Below are 15,837 nucleotides of genomic sequence, written 5' to 3' on the forward strand. Positions count from 1 at the left end.
CACGCACGACGTACTGAACGGAGAACAGTCATGGCCCAAGCCGCAGCCGTGGCGAAACCGCCCGCGCCACCCCGGCGGCGACGTGCCTCCGCGACGCCGCGCAGGCTCCCGTATCTGCTGATCGCACCGGCCGCCCTGCTCATGCTGGGCTTCATCGCCTACCCGGTGATCAGCGTCTTCTACTACAGCCTTCAGCACTTCAACCCCACCAAGCCGTGGCGCAACGGCTTCGCGGGTTTCGACAACTTCACGCACGCCTTCACCGACGACCCCCAGTTCTGGGACACGCTGATCTTCAGCGGGAAGTGGGTCGTCGTCGAGGTCGGCCTGCAACTGATGTTCGGTCTGGCGCTCGCGCTCATCGTCAACCAGACCTTCGTGGGGCGGTCGATCGGCCGCGCGCTGGTCTTCTCGCCCTGGGCCGTCTCGGGCGTACTGACCTCCGCGATCTGGGTGCTGCTCTACAACTCCCAGACGGGCATCACTCGTTACCTCGCCGACGCGGGCATCGGGACGTACGGCACGAGTTGGCTGTCGGACACCTCCACCGTGTTCCCGGCGGCGATCGTCGCCGACCTCTGGCGAGGCGTGCCCTTCTTCGCGATCCTCATCCTCGCCGACCTCCAGTCCGTGTCGAAGGACCTGTACGAGGCCGCCGAGGTCGACGGGGCCAGCCGGCTCAAGCAGTTCTGGCACATCACGCTGCCGCACCTCAAGGACGCCATCGTCCTGTCCACGCTGCTGCGCGCGGTCTGGGAGTTCAACAACGTCGACCTCCTCTACACCCTCACGGGCGGCGGACCGGCCGGCGAGACCACGACACTCCCGCTCTACATCGCCAACACCAGCGTCGACGCCCACAACTTCGGCTACGCCTCCGCCCTCACCACGGTCGCGTTCGTGATCCTGCTCTTCTTCTCGATCGTCTACCTGCGGCTGAGCAAGTTCGGAGGGGAGAACAAGTGATCACCAAGGAAGCCACCGTGATCGTGCCCACGCCCGTGGACGACATCCCCGAGCCGCCGCGCCCGCACAGGAAGCAGCGTCGCGCCTGGGACGAGGCTCCGCGCTGGCAGATCTACCTCCCCCTCGGGATCTACCTCGTCTTCACCCTCATCCCCTTCTACTGGATCCTCCTCTTCGCGCTGCGTCCCGCCGGTTCGACGTCACTCGTCCCCTGGCCGATGACCCTCGACCACTTCGAGAAGGTGTGGACCGAGCGGGCCTTCGGCACGTACTTCGAGAACAGCATCCTCGTCGGCGTCGCCACCCTGCTGATGACGACCCTCGTCGCCCTCGCCGGCGGCTACGCCCTCGCCCGCTTCGACTTCAAGGTCAAGCGTGCCTTCATGCTGGCCCTGCTCTGCTCCCAATTCGTGCCGGGCGCACTGCTGTTGGTGCCGCTGTTCCAGATCTTCGCCGAACTCCAGATGATCAACTCGCTGGGCAGCGTCATCATCGCCGAGACGGTCTTCCAGCTCCCGCTGTCGATGATCCTGATCAGTGGATTCATCAAGAACGTGCCGTACTCGCTGGAGGAGGCCGCCTGGGTCGACGGCTGCAACCGGTTCACCGCGTTCCGGGTCGTCGTACTCCCGTTGCTGCGGCCCGGGTTGATCGCCGTCGGCTCCTTCGCCTTCGTGCACTCCTGGAACCACTTCCTGTTCGCCCTGATGTTCCTCAGCGACCAGGGCAAGCAGACCATCCCGGTCGGTCTCAACACCCTGATGAGCGCGGACAGCGTCGACCTGGGCGCCCTCGCGGCGGGCGGCATCATCGCCGCCGTACCCGTGGTGATCGTCTTCGCCTTCATCCAGAAGTGGCTGATCACCGGCTTCAGCGCGGGGGCGGTGAAGGGATGAGACGCCTTCTTCAAATCACGTCGGTAGTAGGCCTGTTGGGTGCCGTGCTCAGTACGCCCGCCGGTGCCGACGCCCGCGATCTCGGCCGCGACACCCTCTCCGCGAACGACGGCTGGGCCGCCGCCGACGGTGGCACGACCGGCGGTGCGGCAGCCGACGACGCGCACGTGTTCACCGTACGCAGCCGTGGTGAACTCGTCCGCGCTCTCGACGGCGGCAGCGCCACCCCGAAGATCATCCGGGTTGTGGGTGCCATTGATGCCAACTCCGCTGACGACGGTGGGAAGTTGGGCTGCGGGGACTACTCGGACGGGACCGGGTACAGCGTGCCGAAGTACCTCGCCGCGTACGACCCCCGCACCTGGGGTTCCGCCAGGCCGAGCGGAGTCCAGGAGGAGGCCCGGCAGGCCGCTGCGGCTCGGCAGGCCGAGCGGGTCGTGCTGGCCGTCGGGTCCAATACGACGATTGTCGGGCTCGGTTCGGGTGCTGTCCTCAAGGGCGCGAGCCTCCAGGTCAAGAACGCGGAGAACGTGATCCTCCGGAACCTCGAACTCCGCGACGCCTACGACTGCTTCCCCGTCTGGCAGCCCAACTCCGGTGGCCTGGGCGACTGGAAGACGGCGTACGACAACATCTGGCTGAACGGCGCCACCCATGTCTGGGTAGACCACGTCACCGCCTCCGACAAGGGGCACGCCGACGCCGACGAGCCCACCTACTTCGCCCGCAACTACCTGCGCCACGACGGGCTGTTGGACATCACCAACGGCTCCGACCTGGTCACCGTCTCCTGGAGCTGCTTCGCCGACCACGACAAGGCGATGCTCATCGGCAGCGGGGACACAGCCACCGGCGACCGGGGGAAGCTCCGCGTCACCCTGCACCACAACGAGTTCCGCTCGGTGACGCAGCGGGCTCCGCGCGTCCGCTTCGGACAGGTGCACGTCTACAACAACCGCTACCTGATCGACCACGGCGACGACTACCGCTACTCGGTCGGCGTCTCCACCGAGTCCGCCGTGTACGCCGAGAACAACGCCTTCACCGCCCCGGGGCACGTCGAGGTCGCCGACCTGGTCAAGAGCTGGAACGGCAGCGCCCTGCACCAGACCGGCACCCGCTTCAACGGCTTCCCCGTCGATCTTCTGACCATCTACAACGCCTACAACTCGGGCAGCGAGCGCGACCTCACGGCCGACGTCGGCTGGACGCCTACCCTGCACACAAAGATCGACAGCGCCGACACGGCCGACCGAGAGGTGGCACGCGGCGCGGGCGCAGGGAGGCTCACATGAACACGACAGAGACGGCCGCATCGACGACCATCCGCCTGACGACCCCGGTTCCGGTGGTTCTCGCGGGAGCGCGCGGGCACGGCCACTGGCATCTCGCGAACATCCGCCGGCTCCAGGACAAGGGGCTCGTACGGCTGGCAGGCGTCTGCGAGCTGACCCCGCTGGCCGACGAGGAGCTGGACGGGCTCGCCGCGCCGGAGCAGTCCGCCGACTTCGGCGCGCTCCTCGACTCCACCGGTGCCGCCGTCGCGGTGATCTGCACGCCGATCCCCACCCACACCGACCTCGCGCTCATCGCCGCCGCCAAGGGCGTGCACCTGCTCCTGGAGAAGCCCCCGGCGCCGTCGTACGCCGAGTTCCGCCGGATGGCCGACGGGGTCGCGGCGGCCGGGGTCGCCTGCCAGATCGGGTTCCAGTCGCTGGGCTCGCACGCCCTGCCCGCGATCCGGGAACTGATCGCCGAGGGCGCCATCGGCACGGTGACCGGCGTCGGCGGAGCGGGCGCATGGGCGCGCGACGAGGCGTACTACCGGCGTGCGCCCTGGGCGGGCAAGCGCAGGCTGAACGGCGTGGACGTCATCGACGGCGCCCTCACCAACCCGCTCGCGCACGCCGTCGCCACCGGCCTCGCCCTCGGCGGCAGCACCCGCGCCGAGGACGTCACCGGCATCGAGACCGAGCTGCTGCGCGCCAACGACATCGAGTCCGACGACACCTCGTGCGTCCGCGTCAGCACCGCGAACGGCGTCCCGGTCACCGTCGCCGCCACCCTGTGCGCCGAACACCCGGACGACCCGTACGTCCTCGTGCACGGCACGAGCGGCCGGATCACCTTCTGGTACAAGCAGGACCGCGTGCTCCTCCAGCGCTCCGGACACGGCCCGGAGGAGTACGAGTACGACCGCACCGACCTGCTGGAGAACCTCGTCGACCACCTCACCGAGGGCGCCGAACTGCTCGTCGAGCCCGACGCGACGGGCGCCTTCATGCGGGTCGTCGAGGCGATCCGGCAGGCCCCCGACCCGGTCGAACTCCCGGCGGAAGCATGGGAGTTCGTGCCCGGCGAGGCCGGGAGCGTGCGCCGCCGCGTGGTCCCCGGCATCGACGGCCTCGTCGTCGCCGCCGCAGACACCCTCTCCCTCTACTCCGAGCTGGGCGCCTCCTGGGCGCTCCCCAAAGAGGTGAGCACCTGATGAACCAGATGCCCAACGAGTCGCTGGTCCTGCGGGTCGCGGGCCGCCCGGTCGGCCGCTACACCGGCCGGCCGGAGCTGCCGCCCCGCCACGCGCCCCGCCCGTATCTGCACCCCGTCACCACCCTGGCCGGCACCGCTGTCACCGAACTCAGCCCCGCCGACCACACCCACCACCTCGGCGTCGGTGTCGCCATACCCGACGTCGAGGGGCACAACTTCTGGGGCGGGCGCACCTATGTACGGGACCAGGGGCCGACCGAGCTGGACAACCACGGCACCCAGCGGCACGCCGCCTACCAGCTCCGCGACCCCGACGGCTTCGTCGAGGAACTGCGCTGGATGGTCGGCGGCGGTGAACTGCTGCGCGAGCGCCGTACGGTCGCCGCCACCGAACTGACCGGTGCCGCCTGGGCGTTGGACTTCACCTTCTCCCTCACCAACACCACCTCCGCCCCGCTCTCCATCGGCAGCCCGGCCACGAACGGCCGCCCGGGAGCGGCCTACGGCGGCTTCTTCTGGCGGGCGCGGAAGGAGGCCACGGCCCCCGACGTCTTCACGGCCTCGACGGAGGGCGAGTCGGCGGTCCACGGCAGCCGCGCCGACTGGGTCGCCCTGGCCGGCACCACCTGGACGCTCGTCTTCGCCGGCGCCACCGAACAGACGCGCCGCGACCCGTGGTTCGTCCGGGCGGAGGAGTATCCGGGGGTCGGCTCGTCGCTCGCGTTCGACGAACGGCTGCCGATCGGGCCGGGCGAGACCGCCGTACGCCGGATCGTCACCGTCGTCGCCGACGGGCGGCTCGACCGGGGCGAGGCCGCGGCTCTCGTACGCAAGGCGGTGAGCCCGTGATCACCGGTGCCGATCTCGGGGACGGGACCTACCGCAACCCGGTCCTGAACGCCGACTGGTCCGACCCGGACGTCGTCCGCGTCGGCGACGACTTCTACCTCACCGCGTCCAGCTTCGGCCGGGCGCCCGGCCTGCCCCTCCTGCACTCCCGCGACCTCGTCAACTGGACCCTGGTCGGCCATGCCCTCGAACGCCTGCGACCGGCGGACGAGTTCAGGGTTCCGCGCCACGACTGCGGTGTCTGGGCACCCTCGTTGAGGTATCACGACGACCGCTTCTGGATCTTCTGGGGCGACCCCGACCATGGCATCTACCAGGTCAACTCCCCGGAGATACGCGGCCCTTGGACCAGCCCGCACCTCGTGAAGGAGGGCAAGGGACTCATCGACGCCTGCCCGCTGTGGGACGAGGAGACCGGCGAGGCGTATCTCGTGCACGCCTGGGCCAAGTCCCGGTCGGGCGTGAAGAACCGGCTCACCGGCCACCGAATGCACCCCGAGGGCACGGGAGTTCTGGACGAGGGCAAGGTGATCGTCGACGGCGACCGCATCCCCGGCTGGTTCACCATCGAGGGCCCCAAGCTCTACAAGCACGACGACTGGTTCTGGATCCTGGCGCCCGCCGGGGGAGTGGAGACCGGCTGGCAGGGCGCGTTACGCTCCCGCGAGTTCTTCGGACCGTACGAGGAGCGGATCGTCCTGGAGCAGGGGGACACCGACGTCAACGGACCCCACCAGGGCGGCTGGGTGCGCACGCCGACCGGCGAGGACTGGTTCCTCCACTTCCAGCAGCGCGGCCCGTACGGCCGTGTCGTGCACCTTCAGCCGATGCGCTGGGACGGCGCGGACGGCTGGCCCGTCATGGGTGACGCCGGTGCCCCCGTCGCCGTACACCGCAAGCCCGATCTGCCCGCGCAGCCGCCCGCCGCGCCCGCCACCGACGACGACTTCCCCGGCGGACGGTACGGCCGACAGTGGCAGTGGACGGCCAACCCGCAGGACGGCTGGGCCACCCAGCACTCGGGCGACGGGCTGCGACTGAGCTGCGTACGCCGGTCCGACATCCATGACCTGCGGAAACTCCCGAACGTCCTCACCCAGCGGTTGCCCGGCATCACCTGCACGGCCGAGGTGGAGCTGCGGCTCGACAGCGAGGAGCCGGGGGCGCGGGCCGGGCTCGCCGTGCTGGGCGACTCCTTCGGCTGGATCGGCCTGGAACGGGCGGACGACGGGACGGTCCGGCTCGTCCACCGGTTCGCGGAGTCCGTCGCCGAGCGCGAGCGGGACGCCGATCGGCCGAGGGAGGCTCCGGAGGGGCGGGTCCGACTGCGGATCCGGATCGGGGCGGGGGCGCGCTGCCGGTTCTCGTACGACCTCGGCGTCGGGGACGGCTGGGAGGCGTCCGGGCCGGTCTTCGCGGCCACGCCCTGGCGCTGGGTCGGCGCCCTGCTCGGGCTCTTCGCGCTCGCGCCCGTCGGCGGGGGACACGCCGGTGCGGCCACGTTCACGCAGTTCAGAGTCAGTCCTTTGTAACTCGCCTTATTCGTAAGCCTGATCCGTATGCCTGTTGGGAGCCGCAATGACGCACTTCCCTAGCAAGCGCTTGCCGGGCGCCGGCAGAACCTTGGCCGCCGTCGTGGGCCTGGTGGTCGCTCTGACCCTCGGGGCGGTCAGCGAGGCGACGGCCACTCCCTCTGCCGCCGCCGACCCGACCACGACGACGGCCGCCCGTTGGACCGACCGACCGCACGGCTTCGCCTCCCTCGCCGGTGGCACCTCCGGCGGTGCGGGCGGCAAGGTCGTCACGGTCACCGATCAGGCCTCGCTGGTGAGGTACGCGGCGGCCGAGGAGCCGTACGTCATCCGGGTCGCGGGCTCGATCGCGGTGGCGCCCTTCGGGGCGGACGTCGTCGTGGCCTCCGACAAGACGATCATCGGCGTCGGCGACACCGGCGAGATCGTCCACGGGGAGCTGCACCTCAACCCCGGTACCAGCAACGTCATCATCCGCAATCTGACGATCCGCGACTCGTACGTCGAGGGCGACTGGGACGGCAAGACGACCGACTTCGACGCCATCCAGATGGACACCGTCGACCACGTCTGGATCGACCACAACCGCTTCACGCACATGGGCGACGGGCTGCTCGACATCCGCAAGGACAGTCAGTACATCACCGTCTCCAACAACCAGTTCGCCAACCACAACAAGGCGTTCGGGATCGGCTGGACGACCAACGTCCTCACCCAGATCACGATCGACCACAACTGGTTCACGGGGACGAAGCAGCGCAACCCGTCCGCCGACAACTGCGCCTACGCGCACCTCTACAACAACTACGTGTCGGCACAGGTCGCCGACGGCGATCCCGTCTGGACGTACGGCAACTGGTCGCGCGGCAGGACCAGGATGGTCATCGAGAACAGCTACTACGACGGTGTCCAGCACCCCTACCAGGCCGACGCCACCGCCGAGTTGGTGCAGCGCGGGTCGATCCTGAAGAACGTCAGCGGACGCCAGGACGCGTGGGGCACCGCCTTCGAACCGCGCGACTTCTACGCCTACCGGCTGGACCCGGCCGCCGCCGTACCCGCGCTGGTCAAGCGCTTCTCCGGGCCGCAGCGGCGGATCGGCGACGTGGTCACGCTGCACGTCCCCGCCGACTACCCGACCGTCCAGGCCGCCGTCGACGCCGTGCCCGACGGGAACGACAGCCCGGTGACCATCGCCGTCGCGCCGGGCACGTACCGCGCGAAGGTCCTCATCCCGGCGACCAAGCCGAACATCCTGCTCCAGGGGACCGGGCGCAGTCGCTCCGACACCGTCATCGTCTACGACACGCCTGCCGCGTACGGCGGTTCGACGGGGAGCGCGACGGTCCGGATCGCCGCGAACGACGTCACCGCCCGCAACCTCACCTTCAGCAACGACTTCGACGAGGCCGCGGTCGAGCTGAACGGCGAGCAGGCGCTGGCCATGGGGGCGCCCCGATGAGGCGTCCCCATGGCCAGTGGGTAGGTGCAACCAGGACACCCTGTTGGCCTGACCTCGCCAGAGACGAGACTCCGGTCATCGCTGACTCGGCTTCCTGCTTCGCAGCGCCCAGCCGCCCACGCGTACGTGCAAGGGACGGTGTGCCGCCCAACGGTCTTACGTTCGCTCCACAGGCCACATCCACCAGTCCGGCGGAATACTCGTCAACTTGGCTGTCGCCGACGAGCGTTTCCCAACGTATCAGAGTGGCCACTCTGTGTTGCCGCGTTGTGGAGAGGGTGCCGCTCATGTGGTCCCGCAAGCACCCCGCGTTACCGAGTCGTTCGCCGCGGTCAAGGCCTCGCCGTGGACCGACATGAGGGGGCTTCTCGTGGCGCGACGCGCGCTTCGCCGAGTACCGGACGTACGGGCCCGGTGTCCAAGTGACCGCTGACCGCCCGCAGTTGAGCGACGCCGACGCGGTGACGCACACCGTCGCCGACTATCTGCGCGGTACCGACGGCTGGGCTCCGTACGCCCGCCGCTGACCCCCCACAACTTCACAGTTCCGTCTGATCCAGAAGAGATCCAGAAGAGAGAGTGCCGACCAATGAAGATCAGCATCCGCAGAAGCAGGCGCGCGGCCATCGCGGTCGCCCTGGGTTCCGTGCTCGCGCTGACCGCCACCGCCTGCGGCGACGACGGCAGCGGAGCGGGCGGGGACAAGGGCAACGAGGGCTCGGGCAAGGGCGAGATCACCTTCTGGGACAACAACGGCGGTGTGCGAACCGACGTCTGGAAGGAGATCATCGCCGACTTCGAGAGCGCCAACCCCGACATCAAGGTCAAGTACGTCGGGATACCGTCCGAGAGCATCCAGTCCAAGTACGACACCGCGATCCAGGGCGGTGGCCTGCCCGACGTCGGCGGGGTCGGCGCGGCCATGCTCGCCGGCATCGCCGCCCAGAACGCCCTGGAGCCGCTGGACGACCGGCTCGCGAGCAGTTCGCTGAACGGCAAGCTGACCCCGGGCATGATCGACAGCGTGCGCAGCGCGGGCGGCGGCGACGAGCTGTTCACCGTCCCGACCTCCGCGAACAACGGCACGCTCTGGTACCGCACCGACCTGTTCGAGGCGGCGAAGCTGGAGGCGCCGACGACCTGGTCGAAGTTCTACGCCGCCGCCGACAAACTCACCGACGCGGACAAGAACAAGTTCGGTTACACCATTCGCGGCGGTGAGGGGTCGATCGCCCAGGCCCTCGACGCGATGTACGGGCAGTCCGGTATCACCTCGTTCTGGAAGGACGAGAAGACCACCGTCAACGACCCGAAGAACGTCGAGGCGCTGGAGAAGTACACCGCGCTGTACAAGAAGGACACGCCGTCCGCCGACGTCAACAACGACTTCAAGAAGATGGTCGCGCAGTGGGACAGCGGCGACATCGGCATGCTGAGCCACAACCTCGGCTCCTACCAGGACCACCTGAAGGCGCTGGACGGCAAGTTCCGGGGAATTCCGAACCCGACGCAGGACGACGGTACGCGGGTCCAGGTCTCCAACCCCGTTGACGGGCTCGGGCTTTTCAAGTCCAGCAAGAACAAGACGGCCTCGTGGAAGTTCATCGAGTTCGCGGTGTCGCACGCGTCGAACAGCAAGTGGAACGAGTCGGCGGGGGCGATTCCGTCCAACACGGAGGCGGCGAAGGATCCGTGGATCCAGTCCGCCGAGGCGACGAAGCTGGCCGCCGAGTCGTTGAACAGCGGCACGATCAAGATCGTGCAGTTGCCGTACTACCTGCCTGACTGGAACACGATCTCGAAGGCGGACAACGAGCCGAACTTCCAGAAGGTGTTGCTGAAGAAGATGAGTGCGAAGGAATTCCTGGACACGTTGGCTGAGCAGCTCAATGCTGCTCAGGCTGAGTGGAATGAGCAGATGGGTTAGGTCGGTGGTTGGCCGCGGGTTTCGCCGTGGCTGGTCGCGCAGTTCCCCGCGCCCCTAAAGACAAAAGACGGGGCGCGGGGGTTCTGCCCCCATTCCTGAAAGGAACTGTTCGTGTCTCTTAGTCGTCGACAAGTCGCCTCCGCTGCTCTTGCCGCCGTGCCGATGGTCGCTCCTTCCTACGGAAGGTCTCGGCCTGTGCGCACCCTCTATATCGCCGGGGATTCCACCGCCGCCCAGAAGTTCGCTGATGCCGCTCCGGAAACCGGGTGGGGAATGGCGCTTCCTTTCTTTCTCGGGAAGGGCGTCGCCGTGTCCAATCATGCGGTGAACGGGCGCAGTTCCAAGAGTTTCTTCGATGAAGGGCGGCTCGACGCCGTTCTTGGTGTCATCGCGCCCGGTGATCTTCTGCTCATTCAGTTCGGGCACAACGACGAGAAGGTCGCCGATCCTGTTCGGTACACCGAGCCCTGGTCGACCTACCAGGACTATCTGCGGCTGTACGTCGACGGTGCGCGGGCCCGTGGGGCGCGGCCGGTGCTGGCCACCTCCGTCGAGCGGAGAAAGTTCGACTCGGGCGGCAACGCTGTGCCGACCCACGGCGACTACCCGGCGGCGATGCGTGCGCTCGCCGAGGAGGAACACGTGGCGCTGCTCGACATCCAGGCCCAGTCGATCGCGCTCTGGCAGGAGTTGGGGGTCGAGGAGACGAAGAAGTACTTCAACTGGACCGAGACCGAGCAGGACAACACGCACTTCAATCCGCCGGGTGCCATCGCCGTGGCCCGGCTCGTCGCCGCCGGGCTGGTACGGCGCCGGGTGCTGGCGCACCGGGACGTGCGCCGCCTCGACGACGTGATCCCGGAGTCCTGGATCACCTGGCCCCCAGCCGCCGCGTAGTCCGCTTCCCCCCAACCTCCCCCATCACTTCCTCCAGAAGGAGAGCCGCACCATGAACGCTCGTGCATGTCATGATCATGCCATCACGAAGGCCGCCGTCCTGCTCGGCTGCACCGCCCTCGTCCTGACCGTCACCGGGCCCGCCGCCCAGGCCGCCGCACCTCAGGCCCGTGACCTCGGCCGGCAGACCCTCGCCGCCGGAGACGGCTGGGGCTCCGACGCCGGTGGCACGACCGGCGGTTCGGCCGCCGACGCCGAGCACGTCTACACCGTCACCACCTGGGCGGAGTTCAAGGCCGCGCTGAAGGACGGCGGCAGCGCACCCAAGATCATCAAGGTCAAGGGCATGATCGACGCCGTGTCCGAGGGCTGCGAGGCCTTCGTCACCGGCGGGTACGACCTCCAGCAGTACCTGAAGGACTACGACCCGGCCGTCTGGGGCAACGACGAGGTCGCCAGTGGTCCGCAGGAGGACGCGCGGGTCGCGTCCGCCGCCAACCAGGACTCGGTGATCAAGGCCAACATCCCGAGCAACACCACCATCGTCGGCGTCGGCAGGAACTCCGGCATCCTCGGCGGCAGCCTCCAGATCAAGGGCGTCTCCAACGTCATCCTGCGCAACCTCACCATCGAGGCCCCGCTCGACTGCTTCCCGAAGTGGGACCCGACCGACGACAACAACACCGGCAACTGGAACTCCGAGTACGACGCCGTGGTCGTCTACGGCACCGACCACGTGTGGATCGACCACAACACCCTCAGCGACGGCCGCTACCCCGACAGCGAGCGGCCGAGCTACTTCGGCAAGGTCTTCCAGCAGCACGACGGGCTCACCGACATCGTGCGCGGCGCCAACTACGTGACCGTGTCCTGGAATTCGTTCAAGGACCACGACAAGAACATGCTGATCGGGAACAGCGACAGCACCGCGACCACCGACGCGGGCAAGCTCAAGGTCACCATGCACCACAACGAGTTCGACGGGATCCTCCAGCGCTCCCCGCGCGTGCGCTTCGGCCAGGTCGATGTCTACAACAACCACTACGTGGTGGCCGAGGAACAGGCGTCCGACTACTACCTCTTCGGCGTCGGCATCTCGTCCCAGCTGTACGCCAGCGACAACGCGATCTCGCTTCCGGCGAGCGCCAAGGTCGGCAAGGTCCTGAAGAAGTGGAACGAGTCCCCGCTCACCGCCGAGAACAACTACGTCAACGGCAGGCTGACCGACCTGATCGCCGTCCACAACGCCGAGATCCCCGCCGAGACGCTCCAGTCGGGCGCGGGCTGGACGCCCACCCTCCGCACGAAGGTCGACTCGCCGCGAGCCGTGCCGTTCGTCGTCAACCGCGGTGCCGGCGCGGGCAAGGTCTGCTGATCATGGCCGGCTCCCAAGTCCCGTCGAGCAGACGGTCGTTCCTCGTCGCGAGCACCGGGGCCGCCCTGGCCCTGGGGCTCGCGGCCCCCGCCCGCGCGGCCGGCCGCACCCGCTTCGGCCGCTACGGCTCCCCGGCCCGCCGCCTCAACGCGCAGACCCTGTACGTCGACGCGGCGGGCACCGGCGACTTCACCACCGTCCAGGCCGCCGTGACCGCCGTCAGCGGCACCGGATCCACGCTGGTCATCGCGCCCGGCGTCTACCGTGAGACCGTCGCCGTCGACATCACCCGTACGGAACTGACCTGGATCGGCGCCTCCGAGAACCCGCGCGATGTCGTCATCGTCTACGACAACGCGGCCGGTACGCCGAAACCCGGGGGTGGCACCTACGGCACCACCGGTTCCGCCACCACGCTCGTCCAGGCCGCCGGCTTCACGGCCCGCTGGATCACCTTCGCCAACGACTGGCTGCGCGCCGACCATCCGGGGATCGCCGGGACGCAGGCCGTCGCCATCAAGGTGCAGGGCGACCGTTCGGCGTTCCACCACTGCCGGTTCCTCGGTCACCAGGACACCCTGTACGCCGACTCGATGAACAGGGACGCGTACGCCCGCCAGTACTTCGCGCACTGCTACGCCGAGGGAGACGTCGACTTCGTCTTCGGCCGGGCCACCGCCGTGTACGAGCACTGCCACTTCCGCACCCTGAACCGCACCGACCTGACAGGCGCCCCCTACGGCTTCGTCTTCGCGCCCTCCACGGTCGGCACGAATCCGCACGGCTACCTGGTGACCGACAGCCGTGTGACGAGTGAATCCCCGGACGCCTACTACAAGTTGGCCCGCCCCTGGGTCCCCAGTTCCGACACCACCGCCCGCCCGATGCTCACCGTCCGGAACACCCACCTGGGCCCCGGTATCGACGCGGTCGCGCCCTACACCAACATGTCGGACACCTACCCGTGGCAGAGCCAGCGCTTCGCCGAGTACCGGAACACAGGCCCGGGCGCCGTGATCTCGGTGCCGGAGAACCGACCGCAACTCACGGCCGTAGAAGCCGAGTCGGCGACCCGCGAGGCCTACCTGGGCGACTGGACACCCTGGCAGGGGCGGTGGTGCTGAGATGCGCCGACGTACGCTGCTCACCGGATTCGCCGGGGGACTGATCGCCGGTGGCACGGCACCCGCGTTCGCGTCCGCCGCCCGCCGTGTCCTGCACGTCCGCCCCGGAGGGTCGGTCCAGGCCGCCGTGGACACGGTGGTGGCGAGGGGCGGCACCGGATGGACGGTCGTCGTGCACCCGGGGACCTACCGCGAAGTCGTCAACATCCCTGTCCAGGCAGCCGAGTTGACCCTGCGCGGCGCCACCCGCGATCCGCGCGACACCGTCATCGTCTACGACAACGCCAACGGCACCCAGAAACCCGACGGTTCGGGCACCTACGGCACCGCCGGCTCCGCCACCTTCACCTCGGCGGCGCCCGGCCTGACCGTACGCGACCTGACCCTCGCCAACGACTGGCTGCGCGCCGACCATCCTGAGATCACCGGGACGCAGGCAGTCGCCGCCTATGTCACCGGGGACCGTTCGCAGTTCACCCGGGTCCGGCTCCTCGCCCACCAGGACACCCTGTTCGCGGACACGACGGCACTGACCGCTTTCGACCGCCACTACTACCGCGACTGCTACATCGAGGGCGACGTCGACTTCGTCTTCGGACGGGCACGGGCCGTCTTCGAGCACTGCCACTTCCACACCCTCGACCGGGACGTCGCCTTCAAACCCGAGGGCATGGTCTTCGCGCCCGCCACGGCCCGCGCCAACCCGTACGGCTTCCTCGCCGTGCGCGGCCTGGTGACCTCGGGCGCGGAGGACGGCGCGTACAAGATCGCCCGTCCCTGGGTCCCGTCGTACGAGACAACTGCCTGGCCCTCCCTGGTGGTTCGGGACACCTGGCTCGGCCCGGGCATCGACGCGGTGACCCCGTACATCAACATGCGTGACGCCTACCCCTGGCAGACCATGCGCTTCCGGGAGTACGGCAACTCCGGCCCGGGCGCGGTGATTTCGGTGCCCGAGAACCGGCCGCAGCTGACCGCCGCCGAGGCCGACGAACATACGCGGCACACGTATCTCGGGGACTGGTGCCCGTAGCCGAATCCCTTCCGCAGTCCCCGACTCCCCTCCCCGTTACGACGAAAGGACCCGCACGTCATGCGTCGTATCACCTGCTCCACCAGCGTCAAGAGCTCGCTCACCGCTCTCGCCGTCGCCACCGCCGGTGTCGGTCTCGCGGTGCTCCCCACCCCCGCCCAGGCGGCCACCGTGGTCGTCGACACCTCCGCCGAGCTGAGCAGTGCCATCTCCGGCGCCGCCGCCGGGACGGTCATCCAGGTGCGCGCCGGGACGTACTACCCGACGGCCACCCTCCAGTCGACGGCCAACGGCACCTCCGCCAGCCGGATCTACCTCCAGCCGTACGGCTCGGAGACCGTCAAGATCGACGGGTCGAACCTGCCCGACGGCGACTGGATCTTCAAGCTGACCGCCGACTACTGGACCGTCTCCAACATCACCTTCCAGAACTCGCCGGACAGCGCGGTCGTCTGCCAGTCCTGCGCCTCGACGGTCTGGAGCAACATCAAGACCATCAACGGCGGCGACTCCGGCTTCACCCTCACCGGCGACAGCACCACCAACAACACGGTGAGGAACATCGACTCGTACGGCCACTACGACCCCGCCAACCACGGCGAGAACGCCGACGGCATCGCCGTGAAGTACGGCTCCGGCACCGGCAACCTCATCACCGGGGCCCGCCTCTACAACAACTCGGACGACGGGCTGGACTTCTGGTCCTTCTCCTCGCCCGTCACCGTCGAGCACACCTGGGCGATGGGCAACGGCAGGAACCGCTGGTCCGACTCCGCCTTCGCGGGCGACGGCAACGGCTACAAGCTCGGCGGCGACGGCGAGGTGGTCGCCCACGTCATCAACAACTCGGCCGCCTGGGACAACGCGGGCAACGGCTTCACCGAGAACAGCAACACCGGAGCCATCGTCATCAACCGCACCACCGCCTACGCCAACGCCAAGTGGGGCTACTACTTCGCCACCGGCGCGGCCAGGCTCGGCAAGAACCTCGCCGTCAGCAACAGTTCGGGCTCGGTGAGCAAGGGCTCGTCCGTCGTCTCGGCCGGCAACAACTGGGACTCGGGGATATCGACCCCGTCCTTCGTGTCCACGAACGCGTCGACCACGTACAACTCCCGTGCGTCGGACGGGACGTTGCCCGCCACGACGTTCCTGACGACGGGCAGCACGACGATCGGCTCGACGATGAACTGAGCCCGCCATCGCCGCACGGCACTGCTCCGTTCTGAGGGCGCGAGGCCAAGTTTGTCTGTGGATTTGGTATCCATCAGGCAAACGGGCCTCGC

Annotated in this window: 12 protein-coding genes and 1 pseudogene; all 13 read left to right on the forward strand. The window is 68.6% G+C overall.

The features are described from left to right. Nucleotides 1-30: 30 nt before the first annotated feature. The 13 genes and pseudogenes from OG787_RS38285 to OG787_RS38345 all read left to right on the forward strand — a co-directional run bounded on the left by OG787_RS38285 (nt 31) and on the right by OG787_RS38345 (nt 15,745). The gene (locus OG787_RS38285; RefSeq protein ID WP_369036984.1) at nt 31-966 is read left to right on the forward strand and encodes a carbohydrate ABC transporter permease; all 936 of its coding nucleotides are present in this window, start codon (nt 31-33) and stop codon (nt 964-966) included. Continuing rightward, nucleotides 963-1,862, forward strand: a complete 900-nt coding sequence (locus OG787_RS38290) for a carbohydrate ABC transporter permease (RefSeq protein WP_405538316.1) — start codon at nt 963-965, stop codon at nt 1,860-1,862. Before OG787_RS38285 ends, OG787_RS38290 begins: the two co-directional genes overlap by 4 nt. Continuing rightward, a complete protein-coding gene (locus OG787_RS38295; protein ID WP_369036983.1) occupies nt 1,859-3,157 on the forward strand; it encodes a polysaccharide lyase family 1 protein in 1,299 nt (432 codons plus the stop codon). The genes OG787_RS38290 and OG787_RS38295 overlap by 4 nt, the downstream gene beginning before the upstream one ends. Next, nucleotides 3,154-4,350, forward strand: a complete 1,197-nt coding sequence (locus OG787_RS38300) for a Gfo/Idh/MocA family protein (RefSeq protein WP_405538317.1) — start codon at nt 3,154-3,156, stop codon at nt 4,348-4,350. The genes OG787_RS38295 and OG787_RS38300 overlap by 4 nt, the downstream gene beginning before the upstream one ends. Next, nucleotides 4,350-5,201, forward strand: a complete 852-nt coding sequence (locus tag OG787_RS38305) for a PmoA family protein (RefSeq protein WP_405538318.1) — start codon at nt 4,350-4,352, stop codon at nt 5,199-5,201. The genes OG787_RS38300 and OG787_RS38305 overlap by 1 nt, the downstream gene beginning before the upstream one ends. After that, a complete protein-coding gene (locus OG787_RS38310) occupies nt 5,198-6,733 on the forward strand; it encodes a glycoside hydrolase 43 family protein (protein ID WP_405538319.1) in 1,536 nt (511 codons plus the stop codon). Before OG787_RS38305 ends, OG787_RS38310 begins: the two co-directional genes overlap by 4 nt. 46 nt (nt 6,734-6,779) lie before the next feature. Continuing rightward, nucleotides 6,780-8,722 (forward strand): annotated as a pseudogene (locus tag OG787_RS38315) (pectinesterase family protein). Between the two features lie 62 nt (nt 8,723-8,784). Beyond that, on the forward strand, nt 8,785-10,122 hold the full coding sequence (locus tag OG787_RS38320) for an ABC transporter substrate-binding protein (RefSeq protein ID WP_405538320.1): 1,338 nt from the start codon (nt 8,785-8,787) through the stop codon (nt 10,120-10,122). A gap of 111 nt (nt 10,123-10,233) precedes the next feature. Continuing rightward, on the forward strand, nt 10,234-11,019 hold the full coding sequence (locus OG787_RS38325; protein ID WP_369036978.1) for a rhamnogalacturonan acetylesterase: 786 nt from the start codon (nt 10,234-10,236) through the stop codon (nt 11,017-11,019). A 52-nt stretch (nt 11,020-11,071) separates the two neighbouring features. Beyond that, the gene (locus OG787_RS38330) at nt 11,072-12,394 is read left to right on the forward strand and encodes a polysaccharide lyase family 1 protein (RefSeq protein WP_405538321.1); all 1,323 of its coding nucleotides are present in this window, start codon (nt 11,072-11,074) and stop codon (nt 12,392-12,394) included. A 2-nt stretch (nt 12,395-12,396) separates the two neighbouring features. Next, a complete protein-coding gene (locus OG787_RS38335; protein WP_405538322.1) occupies nt 12,397-13,518 on the forward strand; it encodes a pectinesterase family protein in 1,122 nt (373 codons plus the stop codon). A gap of 1 nt (nt 13,519) precedes the next feature. Next, nucleotides 13,520-14,551 (forward strand): pectinesterase family protein, encoded by a 1,032-nt coding sequence (locus tag OG787_RS38340; protein ID WP_405538323.1) that lies wholly within the window; start codon nt 13,520-13,522, stop codon nt 14,549-14,551. A 60-nt stretch (nt 14,552-14,611) separates the two neighbouring features. Further along, nucleotides 14,612-15,745, forward strand: coding sequence for a right-handed parallel beta-helix repeat-containing protein (locus OG787_RS38345; RefSeq protein ID WP_405538325.1), 1,134 nt, complete (start codon nt 14,612-14,614; stop codon nt 15,743-15,745). Nucleotides 15,746-15,837: the final 92 nt, after the last annotated feature.

It is taken from the genome of Streptomyces sp. NBC_00075, from assembly GCF_045041225.1.
Lineage (GTDB): Bacteria > Actinomycetota > Actinomycetes > Streptomycetales > Streptomycetaceae > Streptomyces > Streptomyces adonidis.

What these genes read in the sequence shown, in the direction of transcription:
- OG787_RS38285 (WP_369036984.1), top strand. Translation starts at nt 31, where the DNA reads ATGGCCCAAGCCGCAGCCGTGGCGAAACCGCCCGCGCCACCCCGGCGG.
- OG787_RS38295 (WP_369036983.1), top strand. Translation starts at nt 1,859, where the DNA reads ATGAGACGCCTTCTTCAAATCACGTCGGTAGTAGGCCTGTTGGGTGCC.
- OG787_RS38300 (WP_405538317.1), top strand. Translation starts at nt 3,154, where the DNA reads ATGAACACGACAGAGACGGCCGCATCGACGACCATCCGCCTGACGACC.
- OG787_RS38305 (WP_405538318.1), top strand. Translation starts at nt 4,350, where the DNA reads ATGAACCAGATGCCCAACGAGTCGCTGGTCCTGCGGGTCGCGGGCCGC.
- OG787_RS38320 (WP_405538320.1), top strand. Translation starts at nt 8,785, where the DNA reads ATGAAGATCAGCATCCGCAGAAGCAGGCGCGCGGCCATCGCGGTCGCC.
- OG787_RS38330 (WP_405538321.1), top strand. Translation starts at nt 11,072, where the DNA reads ATGAACGCTCGTGCATGTCATGATCATGCCATCACGAAGGCCGCCGTC.
- OG787_RS38335 (WP_405538322.1), top strand. Translation starts at nt 12,397, where the DNA reads ATGGCCGGCTCCCAAGTCCCGTCGAGCAGACGGTCGTTCCTCGTCGCG.
- OG787_RS38340 (WP_405538323.1), top strand. Translation starts at nt 13,520, where the DNA reads ATGCGCCGACGTACGCTGCTCACCGGATTCGCCGGGGGACTGATCGCC.
- OG787_RS38345 (WP_405538325.1), top strand. Translation starts at nt 14,612, where the DNA reads ATGCGTCGTATCACCTGCTCCACCAGCGTCAAGAGCTCGCTCACCGCT.